The sequence below is a fragment of the Aminobacter sp. J41 genome, from assembly GCF_000526635.1.
Taxonomy (GTDB): Bacteria; Pseudomonadota; Alphaproteobacteria; order Rhizobiales; family Rhizobiaceae; genus Aerobium.
In genome coordinates this window covers 1-24,388 of sequence record NZ_JAGL01000025.1, presented here as the reverse complement: position 1 = coordinate 24,388, position 24,388 = coordinate 1, and the positions used below count along the sequence as shown (strand labels likewise).

The window sequence follows — 24,388 nt, the reverse complement described above, 5'->3', positions numbered from 1 at the left end:
GGAGAAAATTATGATCCGTCCCTTCGGCCCCACCGAGTTCTGGTTCATCGTCTCCGCGGTTCAGTGGACAATTCTGCTCTCGGCCGTCGCCTTTGCCGGCGGCGCCGTTGGCGGCCTGCTGATCGCGCTCGGCCGCGTCTCGCAGAACCCGATCCTGCGCAACCTCTGCATGGGCTTCATCCGCCTGTTCCAGGGCACGCCGCTGCTGATGCAGCTGTTCCTGGTCTTCTTCGGCCTGAACATTTCCGGTGTCGGCATCAATCCGTGGCTGGCCGCCGGCCTCGCGCTTACGCTGCATGCTTCCGCCTTCCTCGGCGAGATCTGGCGCGGCTGCATCGAGGCGGTCCCGCGCGGCCAGGCAGAGGCCTCCTGGGCGCTCGGCCTGTCCTACTACGACCGCATGAAGTCGGTGATCCTGCCTCAGGCCGCAAAGATCGCTGTTGCGCCCACGGTCGGCTTCCTGGTGCAGCTGATCAAGGGCACGTCGCTCGCCTCGATTATCGGCTTCGTGGAGCTCACCCGCGCTGGCCAGATCATCAACAACGCGACGTTCGAGCCGTTCAAGGTGTTCGGTCTCGTCGCCGTGATCTACTTTATCCTGTGCTGGCCGTTGTCGATCTACGCCCGCCGCATGGAGAACCGTTTCGCAGCAACAACGCGTCGCTGACGAGAACCTGAGTTACAATAGGGAAGGAAACCACAATGAACATTTTCGGGAAGATCGCCGGTCTGGCGCTCGGCGCCGCGCTCAGCCTGGGCGCGCTCGCTTCGGGTGCTTCCGCGCAGACTGTTGAGGAGATCAAGTCGCGCGGCACGGTGAACATCGGCATGCTCGTCGACTTCGCCCCGTTCGGCATCATCAACGACCAGGGCCAGCCGGACGGCTATGACGCCGACGTCGCCAAGCTGCTGGCCGAGGAGATGGGCGTGCAGGTCAACCTCGTGCCGGTGACCGGCCCGAACCGTATCCCGTACCTCCTTTCCGGCCAGGTCGACATCCTCGTCGCTTCGCTCGGCATTACGCCGGAGCGCGCCGAGCAGGTCGACTTCTCGCAGGGCTATGCCGGCATCGAGATCTTCGTCTACGGCGACGTGAACACCGAGGTGACGGAAGCCGCCGACCTCGCCGGCAAGAACATCGCGGTCGCGCGCGCCTCGACCCAGGACACCTCGGTCACCGCGATCGCGCCGGAAGGCACCAACATCCAGCGCTTCGATGACGACGCCTCGGCCGTTCAGGCCCTGCTGTCGGGTCAGGTTCCGCTGATGGGCGCTTCGAACGTCGTCGTCTCGCAGCTCGACACCGCCGCTCCGGGCCGTTTCGACGTCAAGATGTCGCTGCGCCAGCAGAGCCAGGGCATCGCAACCCGCAAGGGCCAGACCGAGCTGATGGAATTCATCAACGCGTTCCTGACCAAGAACAAGGAAAACGGCAAGCTGAACGAGCTCCACGAGAAGTGGGTCCAGGCTCCGCTGCCTGAGTTCCTGCAGAAGTCCGAGTAAGTCTGGCCAGAAGAGGAGAGCGGGTTATGTCCGCGACAAACACTAACGGCGCAGACATGCCCGCTGTTCGCATGAAGGGCGTGGAGAAGTGGTACGGCGACTATCACGCCCTCAGGAGCGTCAACCTGGATGTCGCGCGCGGCGAGAAGATCGTCGTGTGCGGCCCATCCGGCTCGGGCAAGTCGACGCTGATCCGCTGCGTCAACCAGCTTGAGACGGTCCAGAAGGGCCAGATCTTCGTCGACGGCATCGAGCTCACCGCCGGCCCGAAGAACGTCGAGAAGGTCCGCCGCGACGTCGGCATGGTGTTCCAGCAGTTCAACCTGTTCCCGCACATGACCGTGCTGGAAAACTGCACGCTGGCGCCGATCAAGGTGCGTGGGATCTCCAAGGCCGAGGCTGAGGAGACCGCCCGCAAATATCTCGCCCGCGTTCGCATCCCCGAGCAGGCCGACAAATACCCGGCCCAGCTTTCCGGCGGCCAGCAGCAGCGCGTGGCGATTGCCCGCGCGCTCTGCATGAACCCCAAGATCATGCTGTTCGACGAGCCGACCTCCGCCCTCGATCCCGAGATGGTCAAGGAAGTGCTCGACACCATGATCGACCTTGCCACCGAAGGCATGACGATGATGGTCGTGACCCACGAAATGGGCTTTGCCCGCAAGGTGGCCGACCGCGTGATCTTCATGGACCAGGGCGAAATCGTCGAGGTCGGCGAGCCGGAGGAGTTCTTCTCCAATCCGAAGCAGGAGCGCACGCGCACCTTCCTCGGCCAGATCTCCCACGTATAAGGCGCATCAGATCATGCTCATCCGCCAGGCTCTTTTCGAGGGCCAGATTCACGCCGGACGCGAACAACAGTTTCGCTCCTTCGTTGAGGAACGCCTCATCCCGATGTGGAAGCAGTTCCCCGGCATCCGCGAGCTCCGCGTTCTGTTCGCCATCGACCGCGACGAAGGAGCTCCCTCCTTCCCGCTGACGCTGACGATGGCGTTCGACGACGAGGCTGCGCTTGCAAAGGCGCTCGAGGCGCCGATCCGCTTTGAAAGCCGTGGTGTTACCGGCGAATTGATGACAATGTTCGACGGTCGCATTCACCACCACGTCTTCGAAGTCGTCCAGTAAAATGGAGTCTGCAGCACCTTCAACGAAGTGTCCCGCCTTCATCGTCATGGGCGTAACCGGTTGCGGAAAGACCGCCGTCGGTAGCGCGCTTGCGAAGGCTCTCAAAGCTACTTTCATTGAGGGCGACAGCCTGCATCCGGCCGCGAATGTCGCCAAGATGGCGTCCGGCACCCCGCTCACCGACGACGACCGCGCCGGCTGGCTCGACACGATCGGGCGCTCGGTCGCCGAGGAGATTGCCGCGGGCAGGCGCGTGGTCGCGACCTGCTCGTCGCTGAAGCGGATCTACCGCGATCGCCTTCGCAGCTTCGCGCCCGACATCGTCTTCGTGCACCTAGTGCTGAGCCGCGATGAATCCTGGCGGCGCGTCAGCAACCGCCCCGGCCACTTCATGCCGGCGAGCCTCGTCGACAGCCAGTTCGCGACGTTGGAGCCGCCGACAGTCGACGAAGCGCACATTTCGCTCGATGCCACCCGGCCGATCAAGCAGCTGGTGCGTGAAGTCACCGCGCGCTACGCGCCGGCGACTGCCTGACCGAACAACGCCGTCCCCGCTGAAAGCAGCCCGGCGCGAACTGCCGCATCGGCATCGACGGGATGGACTTTCATGCTGGCGGCTTCCAGTGCCGCGCGGTAAAGCTCGAAGAGCTTTCCCGCTCCCACCAGCGTCACCGCCTCCACCCGGCCGAACTGCGCCCTCGCACCCGCAAGCTCCAGCCCGATCAGTTCGCCCGACAGCTTTGCGGCGCCTTCCGCCGCCTCCGCCAACCCAAGTAGCGGACCGGACCTGATGGAGAAAAGGCGCGCGGTCACCTGCTCGGGATTTTCCATCGCCCGCAGGACCGCACGGCTGAACGCTTGGGCGTCCGGAGACGCATCCGGCTGATCGGCGAGCGCAAGTTTCAGGATCGTGTGGCCGGCAATGGCCGCATAAAGCTCGCCGGTCATGAAGGTGGAAAACCGGGTAACCCTCCCCTCGTCCAGCTGCACCCATTTCGAATGGGTCCCGGGCATGCCGACGAGGCCAGAGCGCGTTCCCTCAGCCACCGCGCCGAGAAGTTGTGTCTCCTCGCCGCGCATCACATCCGGATACCGCACATCGCGCTGACAAATGCCGGGCAGGATGTGGATCGGCCGCTTCGCGCCGATTCTTACCGAGTTCTCAACCAGTTCCTTCAGCGCCGCCGGCGTCTCGAGATAGTTCGCCTCGCGCCAGCCCTGCTTGGCTCCCGCCATGCCGCAGATGACGACGGGAAGCTCGGCCGGCGCGGAGACGTCGTCGAGATGCCGGTCGAGCACGGAGGCAAAGCCAATGTCCCGCGCCTTCATCATGCCTTCGTCGCTGCGGGACTCCGCAATCACCTGCCCGTCGGCATCCAGCAACCATAGGCGAAACGATGAGGTCCCCCAGTCGACCGCCGCGATGAACGGCGTCATCCGGTCACCACCACGCCGGCGTCAACGACCAGCGCCTGGCCAGTCATCACGGTAGAGGCGGCCGAGGCGAGGAACAGCGTCGGCTCGACCATCGCCTCGGGCGGGATTTCGAGCTTGAGGCACTGGCGGTCGATATGCGCCTTGAGCGACTTCTCGTCGACCCACAGTTCGCGCTGGCGGTCGGTCAGTACCCAGCCGGGCATCAACGCGTTGACGCGGATGTTGTCGCCGCCAAGATCGCGCGCGAGGCCGCGGGTCATGCCGGTGATGCCGGCCTTGGCGGCCGTATAGGCGGCATAGGCGCCGTTGCCCATCATGTAGGAGATCGAGGAGTAGTTGACGATCGTCCCGCCGCCCGCCCTGCGCATGCCCGGCGCCACGGCCTGAATGGCGAAGAAGTAGTGGCGCAGGTTCACCGCCTGCATGTAGTCCCACTCCTCGACCGTGAAGCCGTCGAGCGGATGGCGGTTGTCCCACGCGGCGTTGTTCACCAGCACGTTGATGTCGCCATTGGCCCTGGCGGCCTGTGCGATCGCGTCCTGCAGCGCGGGAATGTCGGTCACGTCGCACTTGATGAAGAGCGGGCGCGAGCCATAGTTCTTTTCCAGCCGGTCGCAGAGCTCTGTGGCGTCCGAGCGCTGGACGAAGGCAACGTCCGCGCCCTGAGCAATGAACCCCTCGGTCAGATATTCGCCAATGCCTGAGCCGCCGCCGGAGATGAAGACCGACTTGCCGGCCAGATCATGAAACGTCGCGGAAAACTTCATGGCTCCTCCCGTCTCCTCGCAGGAGGGGGAGGATGACGAGGTTTCGGGTGCTTAGCAAGTAAACTGGCGCTGTGCCGCTGGCCTTTCTTGGAGGCTGCTGATGCAGCCTCCTCCACCAGGCTTCGCAGGTCCCCCTCGCCCCGTAAATGGGGGATCCAAGGTCGCGGTTTTGAGCAGCTCTGTGGTTGTCCTGATCTGTGGTTCGGAATTCTGCCTGCCTGACGTCGACTCACCACCGTCCTCACCTGCGCTGCCCGAAGATCCTCCCCTACGAAGTGGGGGAGGTGTCGCCGAAGGCGACGGAGGGGGCTGTGTCCCGCAGACCGTGAAGTCTTCAGATTCCCGAGCGCCAAACGGGTCGCGTCTCCAGGCGGTCCGCCCCAAGTCGTGCCCGCAAATCCAACCCTACGCGAACGGTACCGCCGCCGTACCGACCGGCAGCTTGGCCTCGTCGTCCGGCTCGACGTGGATGACAACGCGCACGGACGGGATCTCGTTGTGCAGCGCTTCCTCGATGCGGTCGCAGATGGCGTGGCTTTCGCCCACGGTCATTTCCGACTCTACGACCATGTGGAACTCGATGAAGGTCGCGCGACCGGCCATGCGAGTGCGCAGGTCATGCACCTCGAGCGCGCCCTTTGAATTAGCCGAGATGACATCGCGGATGTGCAAATGTTCTTCCAGCGGTACCGCGCGATCCATCAGCCCGTCCAGCGACGAGGTGATGACCTTCCAGCCCTGGTAGAGGATGTTGAGCGCCACCAGCATCGCCAGCAGCGGATCGAGGATGTACCAGCCAGTCAGCACGGCGCCAATGAGACCCGCCAGCACGCCGAATGAGGTGACCACGTCGGTCATGATGTGGCGGCCGTCGGCTTCCAGCGCGGGCGACTTGTGACGGCGGCCGGTGCGGATCAGCATCGTCGCCCACACCCCGTTGACGACGGCGGCCAGCGCGTTGACGGCAAAGCCCTGCCAGGCATGCTCCAGCGGCGCGTAGTTCTGGAAGGTACGCCAAACCTCGGCGAGGATCAGCAGCGCCGCGACTACGATCAGCACGCCCTCGAGCACGGCGGAAAAATACTCAGCCTTGTGGTGGCCGTACTGGTGGTCCTGGTCAGCCGGTTTCTGACTGACCGAGATGGCCCAGAACGCGGCAGATGCCGCAATCACGTTGACGATCGACTCCAGCGCGTCCGAGTAGAGCGCGACGGAGCCGGTCATCTGCCAGGCGACGAACTTGAGCGCCATCACCGCAAAGGCGATGAAGATCGACCAGGCGGCAAGCCGCCTAACCCGTCGCTTGGCTTCCATGGCTTCAGGCTGCCTTGTGCTTGGCCCTGCGCGGCATGTGCGCGACGACGTTCTCGATCATCCGCATGCCGGCGTTCTGGCCGAGGGTCATGATGGATTCCGGATGGAACTGCACCGCAGCGACGGGCTCGCGCTTGTGCTCGATGCCCATGATGACGCCGTCCTCGGTCTCCGCCGTGACGATGAAGTCATCCGGCAAGCGCACCGGATCCGCAAAGATCGAGTGATAGCGGCCGACGGTGACGTCCTTCGGCAGGCCGGCGAACACGGTGCCCGCCTTGTTCACGCGAATGCGCGAAGGCTTGCCGTGCACCGGAACCGAGAGCTGACGCAGCTCGCCGCCATAAGCCTCGGCCAGCGCCTGCAAGCCAAGGCAGACGCCGAAGATCGGCAGGTCGCGCTTGCGCGCCTTCTCGATCGTTGCCTTGGTGTCGAAATCCTTCGGCATGCCGGGTCCCGGCGACAGGACGACGAGGTCCGGGTTGACGCGATCGAAAACTTCCTCCGGTACGGGCGTGCGCACGGTAACAACGTTGGCACCCGTCTGGCGGAAGTAGTTCGCCAGGGTGTGCACGAACGAGTCTTCATGGTCGACCAGCAGGATCGTGACCCCCTCGCCTACCTTTGCGTCTTCGCTCTCGGTGGCCGAGGCCTGTGCGGTCGCCGCTTCACGGATCGCAGTCAGCATGGCGGATGCCTTCAGTTCGGTTTCGGCCTCTTCCTCGGCCGGATCGGAGTCATAAAGCAACGTGGCACCTGCGCGCACCTCGGCAATTCCGTCCTTGATGCGAATGGTGCGCAGCGTGAGGCCGGTGTTCAGGTCGCCATTGAAGTGCACCATGCCGATGGCACCACCATACCATGCGCGCGGACTCTTTTCGTGATTTTCGATGAAGCGCATCGCCCACAGCTTGGGCGCGCCCGTAACCGTCACCGCCCACGCGTGCGACAGGAACGCGTCGAATGCATCCATGTCCGGACGCAGGCGACCCTCGATATGATCGACGGTGTGGATCAGGCGCGAGTACATCTCAATCTGACGGCGGCCGATCACGCGCACCGAGCCAGGCTCGCAGACGCGGCTCTTGTCGTTGCGGTCGACGTCGGAGCACATCGTCAGCTCCGACTCGTCCTTCTTCGAGTTGAGGAGCTTGAGGATCTGTTCGGAGTCGGCGATGGCATCGTCGCCGCGCTTGATCGTGCCGGAGATGGGGCAGGTCTCGACCCGGCGGCCGTTGACGCGCACGAACATTTCCGGCGAGGCGCCAATAAGGTGCTCGCCCTCGCCGAGGTTGATGAAGAAGGAGTACGGCGACGGGTTGATCTTCTTCAGGCGCCGGGTGATGTCCGAGGGCTTCGAGACGCAGCGTTCAAAGAACATCTGGCCGGGCACGACCTCGAACAGGTCGCCGCGCTTGAAACTCTCCTTCGCCTTCTCGACAAGACGGGCATATTCGCCCGGCTCATGGTCGCCGCGCGGTGGGATGCGGTCAGACGGCTTGAAGGGAGCGTCCTCGCCCGAACGCTCCAGCCCCTCGGTCGAGAAGCCTTCGCCTGAATAGTCGTAGCGGTCGTGCCATGCCTTCGCTGAGTGGTGGTCGACGACGAGGATTTCGTCCGGCAGGTAGAGCACCAGGTCGCGCTGGCTCTCCGGCCGCTTCAGCTTCATTTCGACATGGTCGAACTGGAAGGCAAGGTCGTAGCCGAACGAGCCATAGAGGCCGAGATTGCTGTCGTCGGGCGAGCGGAACAGGTTGACGAGCGCGCGCAGGACCGTGAAGACGGTTGGAACGCGCGAGCGCTCTTCCTCGGCAAAGACGCGGTCGGGCTCGGCGACCGTGAGCGAGATGCGGGTATCAGTGACCTCGTTGAGGGTCACCGCGGTCTCTGTATCGAGCGCGCTCCTGATGACGGGAAGCAGCACCTCGCCGCGCTTGTTCAGCGCCTCGATCTTCATGGCGCGGCCACGCGCGCTGACGACCAGGGGCGGATCAATGATCGCGGTGTCCCAGCGGGTGTAGCGGCCCGGATACTCGTAATTCGACGAGAACACGCAGCCACGACGGGAATCAAGGCCGTCAATATAGGCTTCAATTGCGCCTGCGTAGGCGGTTTCGTGCCGGCGCCGGGTGACCGTTATGCCACCTTTGGTAACATATCGCTCGCCGCCGTCTTCAGTCAGTTGGACCGTCATTACCTGTCTCCACTTGTTCCGGCACTCACGGATCCGAACCAACCTGAAAACAAAATGGCCGCCCGGAAATCCGTTGCGGCCATCCCCACTTTCACGCACACGCGCTCAACCGGCCGCTATAAGCAGCGCCACCACCAACGGTTCCAGGTCGAGATCGTGTTCATGCGTTTTCAATAGCTGCGATTGCGCCGCGCGGCAAGGAGATTCCCAGCGGCTCCAATAACCAGTTCAACGCTCGTGGCTGCGCACCTCGCGCAGGCCTGACACGGCCAGCCAGGACAGGCTCGCCCACGCAACTCCCAGCGCCCAGCCGCCAAGCACGTCGCTCGGCCAGTGGACGCCGAGATAGATGCGGCTCATGCCGACGATGAAGGTGAGGAAGATCGCCGCGCACAGCACATAGAGGCGCACGAGGAAGCGATCGGACAGACGTACGATCAGCACCGCCAGCGTCAGGTAGACGACCGCGCTCATCGTCGCGTGGCCGCTCGGAAAGCTCGCCGTGTAGGTGTGCACCAGATGGTCGACGACCTGCGGTCGCGGCCGGTCGATGACGTGCTTCAACATGCTGCTGGCCATGGTGCCAGAGACGATGGCGCCGACGGTGAAGATCGCGGGGCCGTACTGCCCGGAGACGATCAGGAAGCCGACCACTGCCGTCACCAGCGTGATCAGCACCGGATAACCGCCGAGCGTCGTTATCTCGAGGATCGCCTTTTCCAGCCACTCCGGCCCCATTGGATCGGCAAGATTTTGCGGATCGCGGAAGAACAGGAGGATCTGCGAGTCGAAGCCGGCAAGGCCATCCCCGCCGACCTGGTAGGAGAGGAAGGCGAATACGGCGATGGAGATGATCGCGATCACGAACGCGGGCCTGGTTGCCCAGCGCATGTCGCGCATGCCGCTGACGAGATCGGTAACGCTCGATTTACTCATGCACTCCGTTTAGCCCATTCGCCGGAGATTTCAGAGAGCCAAAGCACAAAAAGCAAAGGCGCCGTCGAGTGACGGCGCCTCCGCTGCCTGAGCTTGCTGGTTCTCTTAGAAGAGACCTTCGATCTGACCTTCCTCATTGAGGAAGATGCGCTCGGACGACGGCGACTTCGGCAGGCCCGGCATGGTCATGATCTCACCGCAGATCGCGACCACGAAGCCGGCACCTGCGGAGAGACGCACTTCGCGGATCGGCACGACGTGGCCGGTCGGCGCACCGCGCAGGTTCGAGTCGGTCGAGAACGAGTACTGGGTCTTGGCCATGCAGACCGGCAGGTTGCCGTAGCCCTGTGCCTCCCACTGGTGCAGCTGGTCGCGCACGCTCTTGTCGGCAACAGCCTCCGAGCCGCGATAGATGCGCTTCACAATGGTGTCGATCTTGTCGAACAGCTTCATCTCGTCCGGATAGAGGGGAGCGAACTGCGCCTGGCCCGACTCTGCCAGCTCGACGACCTTGTGAGCGAGGTCCTCGATGCCGGCCGAACCCTCTGCCCAGTGGCGGCACAGGATTGCATCAGTGCCCTGCTCCTTGACGTAGGCCCTGACCGCCTCGATCTCAGCGTCGGTGTCGGTGCCGAAGTGGTTGATCGCCACCACGACTGGAACACCGAACTGCTTCACGTTCTCGATGTGGCGGCCGAGGTTCGGGCAGCCCTTCAGGACGGCGTCGACGTTCTCCTGGCCGAGATCGTCCTTCTTGACCCCGCCGTTCATCTTGAGCGCGCGGACGGTCGCGACGATGACCGCGGCAGCCGGCTTCAGGCCAGCCTTGCGGCACTTGATGTCGAAGAACTTCTCCGCGCCAAGGTCAGCACCGAAGCCTGCCTCGGTCACGACGTAGTCGGCGATCTTCAGAGCGGTCGTGGTAGCGACAACCGAGTTGCAGCCATGCGCGATGTTCGCGAACGGGCCGCCGTGGACGAAGGCCGGGTTGTTCTCGAGCGTCTGCACGAGGTTCGGCTGGATCGCGTCCTTGAGGAGCACGGCCATCGCACCGTCGGCCTTGAGGTCGCGGGCGAAAACCGGGCTCTTGTCGCGGCGGTAGCCGATGATGATGTCGCCGAGGCGGCGCTCGAGATCCTTGAGGTCGGTCGCAAGGCAGAGGATCGCCATAACTTCCGACGCCACGGTGATGTCGAAGCCGGCCTCACGCGGGAAGCCGTTGGCCGCGCCACCCAGCGAGCAGACGATCTGGCGCAGCGCGCGATCGTTCATGTCCATCACGCGGCGCCATGCGACGCGGCGAGTGTCGATGCCGAGTTCGTTGCCCCAGTAGATGTGGTTGTCGATCAGGGCCGAGAGCAGGTTGTGCGCGGTGGTGATGGCGTGGAAGTCGCCGGTGAAGTGGAGGTTCATGTCCTCCATCGGCACGACCTGCGCATAGCCGCCGCCTGCCGCACCGCCCTTGATGCCGAAGTTCGGCCCGAGCGAGGCTTCGCGGATGCAGACCACAGCCTTCTTGCCGATGCGGTTGAGACCGTCGCCGAGACCCACGGTCGTCGTGGTCTTGCCCTCGCCCGCCGGGGTCGGGTTGATCGCGGTGACCAGGATCAGCTTGCCGTCCTTGTTGCCCTGGACCGACTTAATGAACTCGGCAGAGACCTTCGCCTTGTCATGGCCGTAAGGCAGAAGGTGTTCAGACGGGATGCCAAGCTTGGCACCGATCTCCATGATCGGCTTCTTCTTCGCGGCGCGCGCGATCTGAATGTCGGATTTGAATTCGGCCATAAACGGTCCTCGCTCCCCTGGTTACGGAACGGACCGCGCAACGCGGTCCGAGTTCGTGCGCATCAAAGCCGGATCAAGCTCATCCGCGCCATCTCGATTGTGCCGTGCAATGCGCAAAATGCGACACGGCGTCAAACTCTTTAGATGTCGACAGACTGTATACAACATCGAAAAACCTGCCAAGTGGGAAGCGTGACTCAGGTGCAAAAACGCTCGATCTCGCGGGGCAAAATTGCGGTACGACGCGATAAACGACGCCTCGTCACCAGCAGCCGCCGGTTACGACATCCAATATGGGATACAGTCCGAAGATAAAGGGCGCTTCCGGAGCCTCTCGGGCTCCGGAAAACGCGTCATCCTTGTGCTGTCAGCGATCGAGGACCTGACGCAGCTCGACGAGATTCGAACGCACCTGAAGCAGGTTGAACCCCATCGTTGCAAGGTGAGACGGGAAGAACGCACTCGACTCGTTGCCGTTCGAAATGATCCACGGCTGCACATTCAGCGCCGCGCGCAGCTGAGCCTCCACCCTGGTCCACAGCGCAGTCAGATTGCGTTCGGCAATGACGTTAGCGAAATCGGCGCGCGCTCCCGTCAGGATGCCGTAGTAGGCGTAGAGCTGGCCGTAGGCGAACCAGAAGCGGTCGTCAGCACGGACATCAAACCAGCCAGCGTCGGACGCCTCGATGCGCTGGCGCAGGATGTCGGAAGTCGAGCCGATATCGCCGGCGATGCGGTCGAGGAACTGCATAAGGTTGTCGGCGCGTGCGTCGAACGTCGCGTTGCAGGCCTCGAGGCTGGCGTTGAAGGCACGCAGCTTCTGCATGCCTTCGCGGTAGACGCTCGGCGTTGGCCGAGTCGGGCCGCGCATGCCGATGTACCAGGCAGTCTCGCTCCAGGCCATCGCGGTGCGGGCGTCCTGCAGGTTCTGGTCGATCTGCGACGTGCCGCGCACGCGACCAAGCGTGTCGACCAGCTCCGTCGTCGTGCGGCGCAGCACCTGATTGATGCCGAGCTGGAAGGCCGCCTTGTTGTCGAAGAACGGCGTGTGCCGCCACTCGATGCCGAAGAAGCCGAGCTTCGACACCAGCATCGAGGAAATCCAGGCGTTCTGGTTGACGTTGAAGTCGATCAGGTCAGCCGCAACCACGGTGATGGCAGAAGGGCTGCAGGAATTCGCGCCCCCGCCATTGCTTTCGCCCGGCATCGACGCGTTGGCAGCCGGTACCCGGCTGAACGAGGCATACTGTTGCGGGTAGTCCGGATTGAAGTTCGTCCAGCGCTGCGTGACCCAGAAGAAATAGCCGTAGAGGCAGACGATGATCAGCAACAGGACCGCGATCGGTGCCTTGATGACCCAGCCGCGCTGTGTGTACCAGCGCCCCGCCGCGACGAACGGCCAGCAGATCCAGGCGATGACGATGCCGATCCCCTTGCCGATGGCCTGGAAGATGCGGGTGAAGAAGTTCACGATCGGGTCCAGCATGTCTCACCCTCGGTCCTTGAGGCCATAGAGGCGCAGGCGGTAGCCTGCCTTATCCTTCAAATACGTATCTTTCAGCGTCTCCACAACGTGGCGGCGCCAGACCTGATTGAAGCCCTGGTAGTCGCGATAGAAGCCCTGCTTGTTGAAGATGTAGCGCGACATGAAGTCGAACGGCACGAAGTCGGAGATCAGCCGGTTCGTGAGCCATGCGTCGGGGTGACCAGGTTTCGCCCGCACGAGCAGGAACCGCCTGTGCGGCGGCACCTCATCGATCCTGATCTGTCCGTACTGCGCCAATTCGCGCTTCATCGCGTTGAGGAAGGGGAACGTGCCCTCGCGGTTGATCAGGTCGGCGTGCGAATGGATCCACGTCTGCAGCCAGATGCGGTCGACCTGGGTCAGATCCCGCTCCGGGTCCGACTGGTGGATCAGCATGCGCACGGCCATTTCGGCGCGGTGCTCGAGATAGCCGGACTGGTCGATCCACGACGCGCGCGGCAGCTCGATCCGGCCCGTTTCGAGCAGGAAGCGGAATACCCGCTCAGGATCGTGCAGCGACAGATAGCTCACCTGCCATGGTCGCGAGCGGCGGAAGCCCGGCGCCGACGGATCGCTGATTACCGTCGTCATCCCGGGATCGACGAAGACGTAAAAACCGCCGAAATGGCTGGTCCAGTAGGCCGTGTGACGGAAGATGACCTGGTCGGGCACCAGCGCGTTCTGGCGAATGTCGCCAGTGACCTTCGCGAGCTCCACCATGCGCTCGAGCGTCGCCGTATCGCGCCAGAAATCCGGCTCCTGCTTCAGCCGGTCGATCAGCGTCGCAAGCTCGCTCGCCTTGCCGGTCACGTCCTCGGCGGACAGCACCCGGAACTCGACCTGGTTCACCGAGAGCAGGTCCTCGATGTCCTCGACCTTGGCAACCGAATCCTCGATCTCGCCGTAGATCACGTCCTTGATCGTCAGCGCGTTAATGACGCGCGAATTGGCGGTCAGGAACTCGTAGAGCAGCTGCGAGGTGTTCGAGAACGCCGTGTGCACCACCGGCAGCTCGATCTGCTGCGGGGTGAGAATGATGAAGCGGCGGTTGATGCCGTTCGGGTCGAGATAGTCCCGATCGCCGAGTTCCTCGGCCACTTGCGGCGAGAAACCGGACCGGTCGATCTCGATGCGTGACAGCTTCGTCGGCGGCAGACCGAACGCCGCCAGCGCCTTGTTGTAGCGCTCGATCAGATGCGGCTCCTCGATCGGCAGCAACCGCCCGTAGATTAGTTCATTGTCGAGAAGAAGGTCCATTAGTGCTTCTCCCCGGATTTGGGGAGTTCCGGGCTACGCATTCCAGAGCCCCCTCGCCTTCAGGGACTCGATCTCGGCAATGGCGCGTTCGCGCAGGCGTGCATCGCGGATAAGCTTGTCGACCGCGGCATCGTCCGACTTGTCTGCGTAACGGAATTCGGAGTCGGCGTAGCGGTTGATCTCCTGCATCACCATGTCCATCGTGAACGGGCGACGCAGCTCAGCGACCATCGCCTTCTTCTCTTCGTAGGACTTGCCCATGAAGGCGTCGCGCGTCTCGAACCACTCGTCCGGCAGCTCGATATCCATCGCCCGCATCTTGATCGCGTCGGTGACGTTCTTGATCGCGCGGCCGGTGAAGCGCGGCTCGGCTTGCTTGATGCGGTGCAGATATTCGCCAATGTCCGCCAGCGTCTTCGGCTCGCCGCGTTCGTCCATGAAGCGCTCGTAGACCTTGCGCAGCCCTTCCTCCTGCGGCTTCGAGTACTGCTCGTAAGCCGCCTCGACGGCGCGCTTGATCTCCTGCGCGGCATAGAGATCGTGCTCGCCGAGCGGAATATTGTGGTTCTTGCCCGCCAGCAGCACGAAGATGTCGATGTAGTCCTCCCGAGTCTGCGGCCCGTCGACCAGCCAGCGTGCCCCGGCGCGCTGGCGCAGCGCATCATCCACGTTCTCCGGATAGTTGGAGAACATGCCGAAGCTGCAGTTGCCGCGGATGACCGTGCCCGCTCCCGAGAAGGCGTCCATCAGCACGCCGGTGATCTCGTGCTGGCCGGCGGAGGCACGGTCGTCGGAGCGCTTGGCCGCCACCTGATCGACGTCGTCGATCGTTCCAAAGCCGATGACCCGCGGGTTCATGACGTTGTTGATGAACTGACGGCAGTTCTGGCCCGACTTTCCCTGGTAGGACGAGATCTGGTCGACGCCAAAGTTTTCGTAGTGGAAGGGAACGCCCGCAACCTGAGCATAGTCGTTGACGAGACCCGCGATCATCTGGATCAGCGTCGTCTTGCCGGTTCCCGGCGCGCCGTCGCCGATGAAGGTGAACAGGAAGCCGCCGAGTTCGACAAAAGGGTTGAGCTGACGGTCGAAGTCATAGGCCATCAGCATCTTGGCGAGCTTCAGCGCCTGGTACTTGGCGATGTGGTTGCCGACCACCTCTTCAGGCTTGCGGAACTGCATGACGAGGGGCTTTGCCTTGCGCCCCGGGGCGACATCGAAACCGTCGATGGTAAAATCGTCCTTCTCGATGCGGATGTGCGCGTTCTCGAAGGCGCCGAGCCCGTCGAAGCGCGACTTGCGCTGCAACAAGCCTTCGAGCACCACCGTCGCATAGGCCCGCGCCCGCGCAGGAAGGTCGGCTTCGTCCTTCGCGCCCGCGAGTGCGCCGTCGAGCCCCGAAACCAGCGCCTTCAGCACATCCTGCTGGGTGTCGAACACATATTCCGGCTCGCGCAGGTCATTCGGCGCCTCCGCATCACTTTCGACCGTCTGCAGCAGATAGGAGGCAAAGGTGAAGGCCGCGACGTAAGCCGCGGCAGAAAGGAGCCGCTTGTAGACGGCGACGTCCTCGCCCTCGAGCGGCGAGCGGGCGTTCTTCGCCTGCAGGTCTTCTAGCGCCGTCGATTTCGCGAAGACATCGGCGACGGCCATCGCCACGGACAGGCCACGCCGGGCGCGGTAAAGCAGCGTATGCTGGGCGGGAGACAGCAGTTGGTCGTCGGGACGCACCGCCTGAACGGTCCTGGTGAGTTCCACCTCGCGCGTTCGGCGCACGGAGCCGGTCGAAACGGTCGGCACGAAGCGGCGGCCGGTGCCTGCAAGCTCCCTCCCGCCGCGCGCCGAAGAATCCTCCAGGACGACTATGCGGGTGATGAAGCTCTGCGCCAGCGCGCGATGCTTCTCGATATCGGCTTCCAGAAGCGTCGTCAGGCCGGTGTCCATGTCATGCTCCCTCAGACATCAGTGATAACCTGGCCGTTCGAGATGATGTGCACCTGATAGCCGGAGAAAATCTGCTGCGCCTCGCCCGCGGCATAGAGCGCCTGGTAGGCCTCGTGCGGAATGAGCGCGTGCTTCTCGTAGGACGACACGCCCATGCGTGCTGCCTCGAGATCGTCGGTGTTGATGTAAAACTCCTCGCGCGCCGGCTGGCGCGAGAACAGCCCGCGCTTCGCCGGCTGCTCCGCCTTGGAGAACACTTCCTGCACCGTCCAGGTCAGCAGCCAGGCATTCTGCGGCTTGCGAACCTTTGAAAGCACCTCCTGCACCGTCGAATTGTGCTCGGTGATTCCGGCCGAATAGAACGGGCCAAGCACGACGCGGCGCAGCTGCTTGGGGTGCAGCGTCTCGAAATCCTTGTCGAGATTGGTCGCAATCGTGGTCGGTGTCAGCGTGTAGGCTGAGTTCTTCTCGGCAAAGTCGTCGAACTGGTGCGCAAGCTCGGGGTTGAGCAGACCGTCAACGGGCAGCGGCACCGGCACCTTCTCGTTCAGCTTACCGTCGGGTCCCACCAGCTGGCGCACGAGCCCGTCGGAAGAATCCTCTAGCGTCGCCATGTAGACGAGCGGCAGGTTGGCTGTGCCGTCGAAGGCACCCCAGTGAACGACATAAAACGGTCGCTGGGTCTTCGGGTTTACCGAAACGCGGATGGTCTTGGGCAGGATAAAGGGCCCGAACACCTGTCCGGACGACACCTGCTCCAGGTAGAGCCGCTCGGCCATCGCCTTACGCAATGCATGCGGCATCGCTTTCTGGCGCAGGATGAAGTCGGCCATTTCGGCGCGAAGCGCTTCAGGCTCGGGAATCGCGGCCAGCCGTTTATCGGCGCTGCTGCGATCGTTCTCGAGTTCGAGGACGTTCTGGAAGACCGGAAAGCCGCTTTCTGCGCGCGAGATGCGGAACGACTCCATGAAGCCGAGCCTGTTTCGCCAGCTTGTGAAGGAGTTTTCCAGCCGCCCGATATACTCGCCCATCACCTTGGCGATCAGGTCGTGCCGGTAGAGCGGCGAACTGTCATCGCGCAGGAAGACGTCAAGGCCGCTCAACGCGGACGCGATTGCTTCGAAATAGCGCGTTGCGGGATCATTCGCGCTCATCGCGCCGGTCCATGATGCTGGAGTGAAGAGGGAGAAGTGCGAGATAAGCGCCAGCGCGCCGTTGCAAAAGACGGTCGCCGCTGGTCAGCAAGTCATTGCTTATGAGACCGTCACGGTGGGTATCCCGGAAACGATGGCGCAAGACGGAGGTTGCGTACCCCCACCCCTTACCCCTCCCCACAAGGGGGAGGGCAATCCTGAGGTACCAGCGCCTGTCTTCCGCTGCGCGTTCCCGGCAACTCGAGGCGCGGTATCTCCCTGAAAAGCCGGTTCCGGCTCCGCAAGAGTTCTTATTGCCTGGGCCGGCCACATCACCCTGACCACCTCCATGCTCGGCAGTCTCAACCTCAGAAACAGGCGCCGACACCAATGTCTCCCCTCCCCCTTGTGGGGAGGGGTAAGGGGTGGGGGTGAGACCATGGAGCATTACGGAGAAACTCACGCAGGAAGGCGCAGACGTTACTGCCGCACGTAGTCCGCCGCATTGTGCTTGCGCATCACTTCCTCGAAGCGGCGGGCGAACGCCTCGTCGGCGAGCTTCTTGCGCCGCTGGATGTCGGCCGTCGCCACCATATTCTTCTCGTGCAGTTCGAGCAGGTCGCCGATGTGTTTCTGCGCCGCAGCGCCGATGCCCGCCATCGTCTCCTCGGCGGTGTTGTCGACCCGGCTGCCGAGCGTGTTGATCTTGTGCGCGACGTCTTGCTGCGCCGCCGTCTTCAGCGAGTCCTCCAGCGCTTTATAGAGAACGATGCGCTGCTCGGTATCGATGGTCAGCTTGTTGATCAGCGTGTTCTGCGCCGCGATCTGGTTGTTGAGCGAGTCGACGAAGGTCTGGAACATCGAGGTATAACGCTCGAGCGTCTGGCTCTCGGCCAGCAGTTCCTGTTCCTTCGCCTGCATCTGGTTGTACTCGGTCGCGAGCTTCGAGCGCTCGCCCTCAAGTTCGGTGCGCTGGTTCTGATCGGTGGAAGCTGCGATCTTGTTCTCGATATCGAGCAGCAGCGGATTGAGTTCTTCGATCCGGCGCTGTGTCGCCGTCAGGGTTTCGATGGTGCGCTTGCGGCGCTCAATCACCTGCGAAAGGCTGGCCTCCGAGGTCTTGTAGCGCTGGTCGAGGATGTTCTTCTGTTCCTTGAGGATGCCGACGATGGTGTCGGACTTGGCCAAAAGTTCCTGCAGGTTGCCGGCGAGCGACATGTTGCGGACGCGCTCGGTTCGCATGCGCTGCTTCTTCTGCTGGGAGAAGATGCCGACGAAGTTTTCCCACGCCGTGTAGCTCTTCATGCTCTCGAATTCCGAGCCGAACACGTTGGTCGCGTCCTCAAGGCCGATGATGAGGTCGGCGATGTTGCCTTCCATCACCTTCTGCTGTGCGAGCACGTCCTGGATGCGCGCATTCTCGATGTCGAAGTCGGTCGCGCCGATGGTGGAGGCGTCCGCCTGGGCGAGCTTGTCGAGCACCTGACCGGACTGCTCGATCTTGGAGCGCATTTCGTCAACGACGCTCTTGGTGCGGGAAATCTCTGCATCAAACTTCTGCAACGTCGCCATGCGCTACACTCCAACCCTCTGGCGTTCCTGTTCTTCCGTCGCGGAATATATGTGGCACAGCCAGCGATTGAAAGAAATGCACATCGCATAAACGCACAGGTTGCCCCGGTTTTTAGCCGCCAAAAGACCGAGAAATTCCGCCTTATGTGGAAGCAAAGCCGACGAGGTCTTCGGGCGGAACGCGGCCCATTTCCTCTTCCCAGTGGCGCCGGCAGAGCGAGACATACTTGTCCTCGCCGCCGATTTCGACCTGCGCGCCCTGGCGCTGGATCTTCCCGTTGGGACCAAGCCGCACCACCATCGTCGCCTTGCGGCCGCAGCGGCAGAGCGTGCGGATCTCACGCAGCTCATCAGCCAGCGCCAGCAGCGCCTTTGAGCCCGGAAAGAGCTTCCCCTGGAAATCGGTGCGCAGACCATAGCACATCACCGGCACGCCGAGCCGGTCAGCCACCCGCGCAAGCTGCCACACCTGATCCTCGGTGAGGAACTGGGCCTCGTCGATCAGCACGCAGTGGAGCGGACTGGTCCTCAGATGATCGCGCACCTGCGCGAACAGGTCATCAGCAGCGGAAAAGGTGTTTGCCTCGGCCGTTACGCCAAGCCGCGAGGCGATAATTCCCTTCCCTGCCCGGTCATCGAGCGCAGCGGTAAACAGGATCGTCTCCATGCCGCGCTCGCGGTAGTTGTACGACGCCTGCAGCAGCAGCGTCGACTTTCCGGCGTTCATTGCCGAGTAGTGGAAATAGAGTTTTGCCATCGATCTATTAAACGCAATGCGCCTCCGAAGGGGAGGATGTGGCGTGACAAAGCTGTGATGTGTCGCGGCCAGTCAAGGCAACGACGCCCTCCGTAACGTCACTCGGCTTGCAACCTAAGAAAAATGGTGTTTGGCTCATTGTGAAAAAAATACGTCATGCGGCGCACATGCCGCGGGGCCTACGAATGGGAGAGTTCATACATGTCGCGTTGCAAATCCCTGTTGCTCAGCCTTGCCCTGACGGGCGCGCTCAGCACCACCGCCATGGCGGCTGAACCTGACAGTTGCAAGCAAATCACCTTCTCCGATGTCGGCTGGACCGACATCACCGCCACCACGGCCACCGCATCGGTGATCTTGACCGCTCTCGGCTACGAGCCGGAGGTGCAGATCCTTTCGGTTCCGGTTACCTACGCATCGCTGAAGAACGGGGACGTCGACGTCTTCCTCGGCAACTGGATGCCGACGATGGAAGCCGACATCGCCCCCTACCGCGATGAGGGTTCGGTCGAGACGCTCGTCACCAACCTCGAGGGCGCGAAGTACACGCTGGCCGTGCCGAAATACACCTTCGAGGCTGGCCTCAAGACCTTCGACGACATCGCCAAGTTCGCCGACAAGCTCGAGAACAAGATCTACGGCATCGAGCCGGGCAATGACGGCAACCGACTGATCCTCGACATGATCGAGGCGAACCAGTTCGGACTTGGCGGCTTCGAGCTCGTCGAGAGCTCAGAAGCGGGCATGCTCTCGGCCGTCATGCGCGCTGCGCGCTCCAAGCAGGACGTCGTGTTCCTCGGCTGGGAGCCGCATCCCATGAACGCCAACGTCGAGATGGAATACCTCGCCGGCGGCGATGACGTGTTCGGTCCGAACTACGGCGGCGCAACCGTCCTCACCAACACCCGCAAGGGTCTCGCCACCGAGTGTCCAAACCTCGGCAAGTTTCTGACCCAGCTTGTCTTCTCGCTGCAGATGGAGAACGAGATCATGGGCGCGATTCTTGACGACGGCAAGGAGCCCAACGATGCGGCCACCGAGTGGCTGAAGGCCAATCCGTCCGTGGTCGAACCGTGGCTGGCTGGCGTCACCACCTTCGACGGCTCCGACGGCCTTGCAGCCGTGAAGGCGGGTCTCGGTCTGTAATTGTAAGTCTTTAGTAAGGCGGCGGCCGGTAACGGCCGTCGCATCAGTACACAAGTGCGGAGAGGATTGTGGACCCGATTTCGCAACTCGTTGCCAGTTGGAAGATCCCGGTCGGGCGCTGGGGTCGTGAATTCTTCGACTTCCTGACCACCAATTTTGCGTGGTTCTTCGACAATCTGGCCAACATCCTGTCCACCGTCCTCAACGGACTCGTCAACCTCCTCCTCTGGATGCCGCCGATCGTGGTGGTGGTTTTGATTGCGGCGCTGGCCTGGGCGCTGCGCCGCTCGTGGGGGCTCGTCATCGGCGTCATCCTCGGGCTGCTCTTCATCATCAACCAGGGCCTCTGGAAGGAGACGGTCGAGACACTCGTGCTGGTCGTTGCCGCGGCGGCCTGCTCCATGGCCATCGGCGTGCCGGTCGGCATATGGGCCGCCCACAACGAACGCGTCTACCGCATCCTGCAGCCGATCCTCGACCTGATGCAGACGCTGCCGACCTTCGTCTACCTGATCCCGGTCCTGATCCTGTTCGGCCTCGGTATCGCGCCGGGCCTGATCGTGACCATCATCTTCGCCGCCCCTGCCCCGATCCGCCTCACCTATCTCGGCATCACCTCGGTGCCGAAGCCGATGCTGGAGGCCGGGCAATCCTTCGGCGCGACCAAGCGGCAACTTCTTTGGAAGGTGGAGCTGCCATCGGCGCTCCCGACCATCATGGCGGGCCTCACCCAGTGCATCATGCTGTCGCTGTCGATGGTTGTGATCGCCGCGCTGATCGGCGCCAACGGCCTTGGCCGTCCGGTCGTGCGGGCACTGAACTCGGTGAATATTCCACTTGGACTTGAAGCGGGCCTTGCCATCGTCGTCCTCGCGATCATCCTCGACCGCATCGCCCGCATCGGGCAGGCAGGTTCCAAATGACGGCAGCGGTTGAATTCAAGAACGTCGACATCGTTTTCGGCGACAGCCAGGCTGCGGCCATCAAGATGATCGACCAGGGCGCAAGCCGCGCCGACATCCTCGACAAGACGGGCGCGGTGCTCGGCTGCGCCGGCGCCAGCCTCACCGTCAACGAAGGCGAGATTTCCGTGCTGATGGGCCTGTCGGGCTCCGGCAAGTCGACGCTTTTGCGCGCCGTCAACGGCCTCAACAAGGTCACCCGCGGCCAGGTGCTGGTCCACGGCGGTGGCAAGGTGACCGACGTCGCGTCGTGCAGCGAAGAGGACCTGCGCCGCATCCGCCGCGAGTCGGTGGCGATGGTGTTCCAGCAGTTCGCGCTGCTGCCGTGGCGCACGGTGGAAGAAAATGTCGGCTTTGGCCTCGAGCTGGCCGGCGTGCCGCTCGCCGAGCGCCAGGAACGCGTGAAGAAGCAGCTTGATCTGGTCGGGTTGACGCAGTGGGGGAAGAAATACGCCCATGAGCTGTCCGGTGGCATGCAGCAGCGCGTCGGTCTTGCCCGCGCCTTCGCCACCGAGGCGCCAATCCTGCTGATGGACGAGCCCTTCTCGGCGCTTGACCCGCTGATCCGCACCAAGCTGCAGGACGAGCTGATCGAACTGCAGAAGCGGCTGAAGAAGACGATCATCTTCGTCAGCCACGATCTCGAGGAGGCCCTCAAGATCGGCAACCGCATCACCATCATGGAAGGCGGCCGCATCGTCCAGACGGGCGCGCCTGAAGAGATCGTGCTGAACCCGGCCAACGACTATGTCCGCGAGTTCATCGCCAACGTGAACCCGATGTCGGTCCTGACCGCGTGGAACGTGATGCGCGACATGCGCGATCTCGAAAAGGACGCCGACGGCTGGGTCTGGCTCGACCGCCGCAAGACGACTCGCTTCCGGCTGGACCAGAACAACCTCGTCATTGCCGCCGAGCGCAACGACCAGGCGGCCGTCTGGGCAGCCTGTGACCCGTTCGAGCAGCTGCCGCCGGACGCGCACGAGGTCTACTGGGCAAATCCGGGGACGTCGCTGCGCGCGGTGATGCAGGCAATGCAGCAGTCGCAGACGGCGCCGGTCGCCGTGTTCGACGAGTCCTCGCGCTTCCTCGGCGCGATCGGCGTGCGCGATGTGCTGGGCGCGGTTCTGCGACGTTAAGCGCAGGCCTGCGACGATAAGTATTCACAACACATATCGTCGATTTAACGCTTCGTGAACTTGTAGGAGAGATTGGTCAACCCGGTCTCTTCTATGGGGTGAGGCGTATGAGGACATCGCATAAGACGTACTCGGCGCGGGTCCTGCCGAATTCACTGGCCGACGTGTTGCTAGTGGGTTCGATCGTTCTGGCTGCATCGCTTTTCGGCATACTGACGCGGCCGGTTGGGTTCCTTGCTGCGATCTGGCCGGCCAACGCGATCCTTCTCGGGCTGATGGTGCGCAACCGGGAACTCGCCACGCCAGCCAACTGGATCGCCGCGTTCGTCGCCTACGTCGCGGCGGACCTCCTCACCGGCAACTCGCTAGGCATCACCGTGTGGCTGACGGTTGCGAACATCGCCGAGGTCCTGCTCGGCTTCCACCTCTATATGCGGCTGAAGCCGGAGGACCGCTTTCTCAACCGGCCAATTGCGATTGTCTGCCTGCTCGCCATCGCGGTCCTCACCTCGGCATTCTCAGCAGTAATCGGCACCGGCGTGTCGCATTTAATGTTCCAACGCGACATCATCGGCGGCTTCACCGTCTGGTTCACCACCGAGCTGGTGAACCTGCTCGTGATCCTGCCGACGCTGCTCACCTGGAGCGGTAAGTCGGAGTTGCGCGCTATCGTGCGGCGCGCCCGCGATCCGTACCGTTGGCTTCCCGCGATCGCGCTCATCGCACTACTGGTGACCTCCTGGCTGGTCCGCGGCCCCGGCGCCTTCGCCTACCCGATCCCGGCGCTGATCTGGTGCGCGCTGAGCTACAGCCTCTTCACCACCGCGACGCTGACGCTCCTCTCCAGCATCATCCAACTCGCCGGCGCGAGCCTGGGTTTCCACGAGTTCGCGTCGATCGCCGATCCGCTCGCTGCGACCATCTCGATCCGCCTCGCCATCGCCATGATCGTGCTGGCGCCGCTCGCGGTCGCCAGCGTCAACGCCGCTCGAGAGGACCTGCTGCAGCGTCTCAACCACACCGCCAGCCACGACGCACTGACTGGCGTGCTGTCGCGTGCCGCTTTCCTGGAGCAGGCCGAGCAACAGCTTGGCAACCAGCCCGCCAATGCAAGAGTGGCGCTACTGATGATGGACATCGACTACTTCAAGGCCATCAATGACCGCTACGGCCACCTGATGGGCGACAAGGTTCTGTCGGCCTTTGCGGCGGCAGCGGAGACGGCTCTCTCTTCCGACAAGCTGTTCGGCCGCCTTGGTGGCGAGGAATTTGCCGCGCTCCTCGTCGGCGCAGATGAATCCGCAGCGCTCGCTGTTGCAGAGCGCCTGCGCCGCGCGGTTGAGCGGGTGACTGTCATGGCGGAGGACGGCAGCTCCACTTCCACGACCACCAGCATCGGCATCGCTTCGCTGGAGTCCAATGGCCAGGACGATCTGACCTCGCTGATCTCCCGGGCCGACAAGGCGCTCTACCTCGCCAAGCAGCGCGGAAGGAACCGGGTCGAGATCTATCGGCCGGAACAGGACACGCAGGCGCCGGCCGCCTGACAGGGCCGCGCCCGGGTTCGACTCCGGCGACTGAGTTCCCTTCATCAACTGTCCGACCTGGAGACATAGGTAACAGTTTGTCCCTAAGACATAGGTGACAACCTCGTGCCAAACGGGTTGTCGATTGTTTGCAGTGTCCTCTGTTCCAGGTCGATATATCCAAGATCATAGCGCAGGAAGCTGACGAGCCAAATGCCGTCATCGACTTCCTTAATTCCCAGCTTCTGTCCAGCCAGCACGGTGGAGATGTTGATCTTCTTGCGGTGAAGGCAAAGCCGGCCGCAATGGGTGACGATGGCGTCGCGGTCATGGAAGGGATAGTCGATTTCCGGCAGCCCCAGATAG

The 24,388-nt window shown here is 63.0% G+C and carries 21 protein-coding genes and 1 pseudogene; 9 read left to right on the top strand and 13 right to left on the bottom strand.

Going from position 1 to position 24,388, the window contains the following annotated elements:
- Positions 1-10: 10 nt before the first annotated feature.
- Genes L630_RS0115480 through L630_RS0115460 form a run of 5 tightly spaced genes read left to right on the top strand, consistent with a single transcriptional unit; the run spans position 11 to position 3,163 of the window.
- On the top strand, positions 11-667 hold the full coding sequence (locus L630_RS0115480; RefSeq protein WP_024849153.1) for an amino acid ABC transporter permease: 657 nt from the start codon (positions 11-13) through the stop codon (positions 665-667).
- Positions 668-702: 35 nt separating this feature from the next.
- The gene (locus L630_RS0115475) at positions 703-1,503 is read left to right on the top strand and encodes a transporter substrate-binding domain-containing protein (protein WP_024849152.1); all 801 of its coding nucleotides are present in this window, start codon (positions 703-705) and stop codon (positions 1,501-1,503) included.
- A 26-nt stretch (positions 1,504-1,529) separates the two neighbouring features.
- A complete protein-coding gene (locus tag L630_RS0115470; protein ID WP_024849151.1) occupies positions 1,530-2,294 on the top strand; it encodes an amino acid ABC transporter ATP-binding protein in 765 nt (254 codons plus the stop codon).
- 13 nt (positions 2,295-2,307) lie between these two features.
- Positions 2,308-2,628 carry a hypothetical protein gene (locus L630_RS0115465; protein ID WP_024849150.1) on the top strand — a complete coding sequence of 107 codons (321 nt, stop codon included), beginning with the start codon at positions 2,308-2,310 and terminating at the stop codon, positions 2,626-2,628.
- Position 2,629: 1 nt separating this feature from the next.
- A complete protein-coding gene (locus L630_RS0115460; RefSeq protein ID WP_034330536.1) occupies positions 2,630-3,163 on the top strand; it encodes a gluconokinase in 534 nt (177 codons plus the stop codon).
- Here the strand turns inward: L630_RS0115460 and L630_RS0115455 are convergent.
- The 12 genes from L630_RS0115455 to L630_RS0115395 all read right to left on the bottom strand — a co-directional run bounded on the left by L630_RS0115455 (position 3,142) and on the right by L630_RS0115395 (position 19,249).
- A complete protein-coding gene (locus L630_RS0115455; RefSeq protein ID WP_024849148.1) occupies positions 3,142-4,065 on the bottom strand; it encodes a 2-dehydro-3-deoxygalactonokinase in 924 nt (307 codons plus the stop codon). The two genes, L630_RS0115460 and L630_RS0115455, sit on opposite strands and share 22 nt — an antisense overlap.
- A complete protein-coding gene (locus tag L630_RS0115450) occupies positions 4,062-4,832 on the bottom strand; it encodes an SDR family oxidoreductase (RefSeq protein WP_024849147.1) in 771 nt (256 codons plus the stop codon). The genes L630_RS0115455 and L630_RS0115450 overlap by 4 nt, the downstream gene beginning before the upstream one ends.
- A gap of 405 nt (positions 4,833-5,237) precedes the next feature.
- The gene (locus L630_RS0115445) at positions 5,238-6,146 is read right to left on the bottom strand and encodes a cation diffusion facilitator family transporter (protein ID WP_024849146.1); all 909 of its coding nucleotides are present in this window, start codon (positions 6,144-6,146) and stop codon (positions 5,238-5,240) included.
- Positions 6,147-6,150: 4 nt separating this feature from the next.
- Positions 6,151-8,340, bottom strand: coding sequence for an anthranilate synthase (locus L630_RS0115440; RefSeq protein ID WP_024849145.1), 2,190 nt, complete (start codon positions 8,338-8,340; stop codon positions 6,151-6,153).
- A gap of 228 nt (positions 8,341-8,568) precedes the next feature.
- Positions 8,569-9,276 carry a phosphatase PAP2 family protein gene (locus L630_RS0115430; protein WP_024849144.1) on the bottom strand — a complete coding sequence of 236 codons (708 nt, stop codon included), beginning with the start codon at positions 9,274-9,276 and terminating at the stop codon, positions 8,569-8,571.
- Positions 9,277-9,381: 105 nt separating this feature from the next.
- Positions 9,382-11,061 (bottom strand): formate--tetrahydrofolate ligase, encoded by a 1,680-nt coding sequence (locus tag L630_RS0115425; protein WP_024849143.1) that lies wholly within the window; start codon positions 11,059-11,061, stop codon positions 9,382-9,384.
- A gap of 367 nt (positions 11,062-11,428) precedes the next feature.
- Positions 11,429-12,547, bottom strand: coding sequence for a DUF2333 family protein (locus L630_RS0115420; protein ID WP_024849142.1), 1,119 nt, complete (start codon positions 12,545-12,547; stop codon positions 11,429-11,431).
- Positions 12,548-12,550: 3 nt separating this feature from the next.
- The gene (locus tag L630_RS0115415; protein WP_024849141.1) at positions 12,551-13,843 is read right to left on the bottom strand and encodes a DUF6638 family protein; all 1,293 of its coding nucleotides are present in this window, start codon (positions 13,841-13,843) and stop codon (positions 12,551-12,553) included.
- A gap of 33 nt (positions 13,844-13,876) precedes the next feature.
- The gene (locus L630_RS0115410; protein WP_024849140.1) at positions 13,877-15,787 is read right to left on the bottom strand and encodes an ATP-binding protein; all 1,911 of its coding nucleotides are present in this window, start codon (positions 15,785-15,787) and stop codon (positions 13,877-13,879) included.
- Between the two features lie 11 nt (positions 15,788-15,798).
- A complete protein-coding gene (locus L630_RS0115405; protein WP_024849139.1) occupies positions 15,799-16,941 on the bottom strand; it encodes a hypothetical protein in 1,143 nt (380 codons plus the stop codon).
- Between the two features lie 459 nt (positions 16,942-17,400).
- Positions 17,401-18,492: a hypothetical protein gene (locus tag L630_RS0115400; protein ID WP_024849138.1), complete on the bottom strand. Its 1,092-nt coding sequence runs from the start codon at positions 18,490-18,492 to the stop codon at positions 17,401-17,403.
- A 142-nt stretch (positions 18,493-18,634) separates the two neighbouring features.
- Positions 18,635-19,249, bottom strand: coding sequence for a thymidine kinase (locus L630_RS0115395; protein WP_024849137.1), 615 nt, complete (start codon positions 19,247-19,249; stop codon positions 18,635-18,637).
- 201 nt (positions 19,250-19,450) lie between these two features.
- Here L630_RS0115395 and L630_RS0115390 point away from each other — a divergent pair, with 201 nt between their 5' ends.
- The 4 genes from L630_RS0115390 to L630_RS0115375 all read left to right on the top strand — a co-directional run bounded on the left by L630_RS0115390 (position 19,451) and on the right by L630_RS0115375 (position 24,043).
- Positions 19,451-20,395 carry a choline ABC transporter substrate-binding protein gene (locus L630_RS0115390; RefSeq protein ID WP_024849136.1) on the top strand — a complete coding sequence of 315 codons (945 nt, stop codon included), beginning with the start codon at positions 19,451-19,453 and terminating at the stop codon, positions 20,393-20,395.
- 68 nt (positions 20,396-20,463) lie between these two features.
- Positions 20,464-21,318, top strand: coding sequence for a choline ABC transporter permease subunit (gene choW, locus L630_RS0115385; RefSeq protein ID WP_024849135.1), 855 nt, complete (start codon positions 20,464-20,466; stop codon positions 21,316-21,318).
- The gene (choV, locus tag L630_RS0115380) at positions 21,315-22,496 is read left to right on the top strand and encodes a choline ABC transporter ATP-binding protein (RefSeq protein WP_024849134.1); all 1,182 of its coding nucleotides are present in this window, start codon (positions 21,315-21,317) and stop codon (positions 22,494-22,496) included. The genes choW and choV overlap by 4 nt, the downstream gene beginning before the upstream one ends.
- 107 nt (positions 22,497-22,603) lie before the next feature.
- Complete coding sequence (locus L630_RS0115375) at positions 22,604-24,043, top strand: GGDEF domain-containing protein (protein WP_051473295.1); 1,440 nt, start codon at positions 22,604-22,606, stop codon at positions 24,041-24,043.
- An 83-nt stretch (positions 24,044-24,126) separates the two neighbouring features.
- On the opposite strand, the pseudogene L630_RS0115370 reads toward L630_RS0115375, so the two are convergent.
- Positions 24,127-24,388, bottom strand: a pseudogene (locus tag L630_RS0115370) (IS481 family transposase); the annotation flags it as partial.

Coding starts and splice junctions, on each gene's coding strand:
- L630_RS0115465 (WP_024849150.1), top strand. CDS start 2,308: ATGCTCATCCGCCAGGCTCTTTTCGAGGGCCAGATTCACGCCGGACGC.
- L630_RS0115460 (WP_034330536.1), top strand. CDS start 2,630: ATGGAGTCTGCAGCACCTTCAACGAAGTGTCCCGCCTTCATCGTCATG.
- choV (WP_024849134.1), top strand. CDS start 21,315: ATGACGGCAGCGGTTGAATTCAAGAACGTCGACATCGTTTTCGGCGAC.
- L630_RS0115470 (WP_024849151.1), top strand. CDS start 1,530: ATGTCCGCGACAAACACTAACGGCGCAGACATGCCCGCTGTTCGCATG.
- L630_RS0115445 (WP_024849146.1), bottom strand. CDS start 6,146: ATGGAAGCCAAGCGACGGGTTAGGCGGCTTGCCGCCTGGTCGATCTTC.
- L630_RS0115400 (WP_024849138.1), bottom strand. CDS start 18,492: ATGGCGACGTTGCAGAAGTTTGATGCAGAGATTTCCCGCACCAAGAGC.
- L630_RS0115440 (WP_024849145.1), bottom strand. CDS start 8,340: ATGACGGTCCAACTGACTGAAGACGGCGGCGAGCGATATGTTACCAAA.
- L630_RS0115430 (WP_024849144.1), bottom strand. CDS start 9,276: ATGAGTAAATCGAGCGTTACCGATCTCGTCAGCGGCATGCGCGACATG.
- L630_RS0115480 (WP_024849153.1), top strand. CDS start 11: ATGATCCGTCCCTTCGGCCCCACCGAGTTCTGGTTCATCGTCTCCGCG.
- L630_RS0115455 (WP_024849148.1), bottom strand. CDS start 4,065: ATGACGCCGTTCATCGCGGCGGTCGACTGGGGGACCTCATCGTTTCGC.
- L630_RS0115405 (WP_024849139.1), bottom strand. CDS start 16,941: ATGAGCGCGAATGATCCCGCAACGCGCTATTTCGAAGCAATCGCGTCC.
- L630_RS0115395 (WP_024849137.1), bottom strand. CDS start 19,249: ATGGCAAAACTCTATTTCCACTACTCGGCAATGAACGCCGGAAAGTCG.
- L630_RS0115425 (WP_024849143.1), bottom strand. CDS start 11,061: ATGGCCGAATTCAAATCCGACATTCAGATCGCGCGCGCCGCGAAGAAG.
- L630_RS0115475 (WP_024849152.1), top strand. CDS start 703: ATGAACATTTTCGGGAAGATCGCCGGTCTGGCGCTCGGCGCCGCGCTC.
- L630_RS0115415 (WP_024849141.1), bottom strand. CDS start 13,843: ATGGACCTTCTTCTCGACAATGAACTAATCTACGGGCGGTTGCTGCCG.
- L630_RS0115390 (WP_024849136.1), top strand. CDS start 19,451: ATGTCGCGTTGCAAATCCCTGTTGCTCAGCCTTGCCCTGACGGGCGCG.
- L630_RS0115450 (WP_024849147.1), bottom strand. CDS start 4,832: ATGAAGTTTTCCGCGACGTTTCATGATCTGGCCGGCAAGTCGGTCTTC.
- L630_RS0115410 (WP_024849140.1), bottom strand. CDS start 15,787: ATGGACACCGGCCTGACGACGCTTCTGGAAGCCGATATCGAGAAGCAT.
- L630_RS0115375 (WP_051473295.1), top strand. CDS start 22,604: ATGAGGACATCGCATAAGACGTACTCGGCGCGGGTCCTGCCGAATTCA.
- L630_RS0115420 (WP_024849142.1), bottom strand. CDS start 12,547: ATGCTGGACCCGATCGTGAACTTCTTCACCCGCATCTTCCAGGCCATC.